The sequence below is a fragment of the Allobosea sp. P1_A7 genome (assembly GCF_056406775.1).
In genome coordinates, this window is sequence record NZ_JBFTZN010000458.1 from 1 (window position 1) to 2,893 (window position 2,893).

Sequence of the window (2,893 nt, forward strand, 5' to 3'; positions counted from 1 at the left end):
GCCGGAATGAAATCGGAACAGGGTGCCGAATTCATATCGGAATTGCCCGCCGAATTCGTCGGAATCCGCAGGCTGACCGCGGCCATGATGGAGACTTTAGGCATTGCCGGCGTCAATCGGGCGAGCCTTGGCGTACAGAGCTTCGATCCGCCTGTGCAGAAGGCGATCAATCGCATCCAAAGCGTCGAGCAGACCGCCGCCGTCGTTGCCGGCCTAAGGGCGTCAGGCATCAGCGGCGTGAATTTCGACCTGATCTACGGCCTGCCGAAGCAAACCGTTCGATCCTGCATCGAAACAGTCGAGCGCTGCGTCGAACTGCGGCCTGAGCGCTTCTCCGTCTTCGGTTATGCCCATGTTCCTGAGTTCAAAAAGCATCAGCGCAGAATTGACGAGAAGGATTTGCCTGACGGTCTGGAGCGCCGCGAACAGGCCGAGGCGATAGCGCAGGCGTTGGTCGCCGCCGGCTATATTCGCATCGGCCTCGATCATTTCGCCCTGCAGGATGATACTATGGGGCAGGCGCGCGCGGAGCGCGCGCTACGCCGCAATTTCCAGGGCTACACCACCGACGGCGCCGAGACGCTCATCGGTTTTGGCGCTTCAGCGATCGGCCGTCTTTGAGAACGGTTATGTGCAGAACGAGGTCGTGCTCGGGCGCTATGCCGAGCGGGTGCTGAAGGGTGAGCTGGCCACAGCCAAGGGCTTCCGGCTTTCCGCCGACGACCGGCTGCGCGCCGAGCTGATCGAGCGCCTAATGTGCGATCTTGAGGTCGATATCGGCGCCGTCTGCGCCAGGCACAAGGCAAGCCCGGACGAACTGGCACAGTTCTTCCCGCGGCTGCAGGAATTGGCGGAGGAGGGCGTCATTCAGTTCGATGGCTGCCGCGTGCTGATGCCCGAGGACTCGCGCCTGCTCGTGCGCAAGGTGGCCTCGGTCTTCGACGCCTATCTCGGCCAGCCGGCGCGCAGTTACAGCCGCTCCGTGTAAAGGAACCGCCCGTCAGCAGCCGAAGGTCTCCGCCTCAGCCGTTATCACCGGAAGTATCCCATCAAATTTAATTGCTTCTAATCCGGGAAACACTTACCCGGCATTTGCCTAGTTGGCGGTCAAGGCCGCCTGAGCGCAAGCAAGTGCAGCCAAGAATCTGACAATCGCGCTCTGGAAAATACAAGAGGGCCTTTAGCGCACTCCCGCATGGCTGACCGCCAGGGCAACAAGTCCGATAATCAGAAGGAGCGTAGGCCCTATCGATATGGACTGAGCTGCATTGATTGCCTCTTCATGGGGCCATGCGTCCGTGAAGATGAACAGCAACCCGACTGCGTTCGCGACCGCCACAGCCGCGCCACCAAACCGCAAGACTTCGCGCGAAGAGCTGTTCATTTCCCTTCTCCACAACCGACATCATCGCAGCAGTCGAGCGAGGTTCTTTGCTCTGGCGCAAACAGCCACAACAAAGGGCCGCCCCGCGCGCGAACGCGGATAGACGCATCGGTTCAATGGCATGTTCCAGTTCTCACTTGAGTCCCGCCGCGATGTGCGGTCGAAGACGTTCCCGGACATCAATCCGGAAGACCGAGCCGCCTCATCACGGCGGTAGTCAGGCGATCGCAGCGCCGGCCCGCAAAGGGAAATGCGTCGAGCAAGACGGGCCCGATCTGTTCGTCCAGTTCCTGGTGCAGGAGAAGGCGAGCCCTGTGCAGTCGGGTCCTGACCGTCTCCGGCCTTACGCTGAGCAACTCCGCCGTTTCCTCGACACTCAGACCTTCGATCACCCGTGCCATGTAGACGAAACGGTAGACGTCGGGGAGATTGTCGGTCGCCCGCTCAACAAGTTGCAGGATCTGACGTTGCGCCATCGCTCGCTCCGGGTCGTCGCAACCTGAGCTGCCGGGGAACTGAATGATCCGCGCATCGACACCCGGATCTCTCGATTGCGCAAACTCGACCGCCCGCCGGTTTCGGCGCAGGCGCCCCAGCGCCTCGTTGATCACGATGCGCGACAGCCAAGTGCCAAGCGTCGACTCTCCGCGATATCTTTCGAGATAGGAGAAGGCCCGGACATAAGCCTCCTGCACCACGTCCTCTGCTTCGCTGTCATTGGGGATAACGCCCCGGGCTATTCGGTAGAGTTTCTGATTATGCGTCCGCATGATCGTGCGAAACGCCTCTTGGTCACGCGCGAGGGCCCGCCGAACCAGTTCCATATCGTCGGCAGTGAGGACGGCGTCGAGGTTGCCTGTTCGAGCATGTGACATGAGCAATCCTCCTTCCTATTCATCAGATGGCGCGCGCCGAAAAAGGTTCCCCGTGGATAATCAACTGGTGAGCCGAAGCTGAGGGAGGTGACCGTCCAAGCCGCCCGCCCAAACGAACAGGAGCAACGCCGGCGCGAGCCGGGCTGAGCCAGGTTTCGACATGTGGGAATCGGGCTGGGCGGGAGGCGATGCCGGCCGTGACGACAGCGCCGCTGCAGGCTCAGCCACCCCATTCAGCCAGTTCAATGCCGCTCGCGGTACCCAGCAGTGCGATTGCCCGGCCGGCGACATGATCGATTACGTCACGKAGTGACTTGGGCTTCATATAGAATGCCGGAACTGGCGGGGCGATGATCGCACCGATTTCGGTCACCTGCGCCATCGTTCGCAAGTGACCGAGGTGCAACKGGCTCTCGCGTACCAGAAGCACCAGCCTGCGACGCTCCTTTAGCTGCACGTCGGCAGCCCGGACGAGCAGGTTGTCCAGCTGGCCGAAAGCAATAGCCGAGAGCGAGCGGATCGAGCAGGGCGCAACGATCATGCCGATTGTCCGGAAGGAACCGCTCGCAATAGTCGCGCCGATATTCCGGTTGTTGTAGCAGTGAGTTGCCAGCCCCCGCACACGCTCCAAGGC

The 2,893-nt window shown here is 61.4% G+C and carries 4 protein-coding genes; 2 read left to right on the top strand and 2 right to left on the bottom strand.

Annotation, left to right across the window (positions count from 1 at the left end):
* Together AC1D34_RS36170 and AC1D34_RS36175 are read left to right on the top strand one after the other, a co-directional pair.
* Positions 1–621 (top strand): radical SAM protein (locus tag AC1D34_RS36170; RefSeq protein ID WP_476826860.1); only part of this gene is annotated, 621 nt, incomplete at its 5' end.
* A 10-nt stretch (positions 622–631) separates the two neighbouring features.
* A complete protein-coding gene (locus AC1D34_RS36175) occupies positions 632–988 on the top strand; it encodes a hypothetical protein (protein ID WP_476826861.1) in 357 nt (118 codons plus the stop codon).
* A gap of 575 nt (positions 989–1,563) precedes the next feature.
* Here the strand turns inward: AC1D34_RS36175 and AC1D34_RS36180 are convergent.
* Positions 1,564–2,259, bottom strand: a complete 696-nt coding sequence (locus AC1D34_RS36180; RefSeq protein ID WP_476776817.1) for an RNA polymerase sigma factor — start codon at positions 2,257–2,259, stop codon at positions 1,564–1,566.
* A gap of 220 nt (positions 2,260–2,479) precedes the next feature.
* A partial coding sequence (locus AC1D34_RS36185) for a UbiX family flavin prenyltransferase (protein ID WP_476826862.1) occupies positions 2,480–2,893 on the bottom strand: 414 nt, incomplete at its 5' end.

Excerpts from the sequence above, each read along its gene's own strand:
- AC1D34_RS36180 (WP_476776817.1), bottom strand. The coding sequence starts at position 2,259 with ATGTCACATGCTCGAACAGGCAACCTCGACGCCGTCCTCACTGCCGAC.